Origin of the sequence: Streptomyces sp. SID9727 (genome assembly GCF_010550605.1) — a bacterium.
In the GTDB taxonomy this organism is placed as follows: Bacteria; Actinomycetota; Actinomycetes; order Streptomycetales; family Streptomycetaceae; genus Streptomyces.
The window spans coordinates 1-734 of sequence record NZ_JAAGNI010000049.1; the positions used below are offsets into that span (position 1 = coordinate 1).

A 734-nucleotide genomic window follows, 5' to 3' on the forward strand; every position below is an offset into this window, starting at 1 on the left:
GTGACCGTGAGCCTGCGGGAGGCCGGTTCGCTGGGGCTCGCCGGGCCCCGGGAGCGGCTGGCCGGGCTCGCCCGGTCCGCCGTGGCCCAGCTGGCCGCGCTGCACTCCCCCGCCGACCTGGAGATCGTGCTGATCAGCACGGACCGGGCGCGGAGCACGGAGGAGCGGCGGCGCGAGTGGGCCTGGCTGGGCTGGCTGCCCCATCTCCGCCCGATGCACGGCCAGGACTGCCGGCTGCTCCTCGCGTACGACCGCGAGCAGGCGCTCGCCCGCACCGCCGAGCTGGCCCGCCGACTGGACGACGGGCCCCTCGGCCCCGGCTGGGCGAGCCAGGACGCGGCCGCGGTCGCCGAGGCGGCCCGCGCCTACGAGGGCCCGTTCACGGTGGTGATCCTCGACGGCGACCCCGGCGCGGCGGTCCTCCGCGAGAACACCGCACGGCTGGCCGCGGCGGGTGCGGCGGCGGGCGTCCATCTGATCTGTCTGGCCGAGACCCCGGCCGCGACGCCCACCTCGCCGGTCGCCGCGACGTACGAGGCCGCCTGTCACGCGTCGATCGCCTTCCGCGAATGCGGAGCGGTCGGGATGCTGAGCGGTGACGTGGCGACGGCCCTGCGGCTGCTGCGCACGGCGGGCGGACGGGCGGCGGGCCACGGCACGGTGGCCTCCGTCGACGCGGTGTCGGCGCACTGGGCCCAGCGGTTCGCCCGGGCACTCGCCCCCCTGCGCGCGGA

General features: G+C 78.5%; 1 pseudogene. It reads left to right on the forward strand.

From position 1 onward, the window contains the following. Positions 1–734: pseudogene (locus tag G3I41_RS02775) on the forward strand (hypothetical protein); the annotation flags it as partial.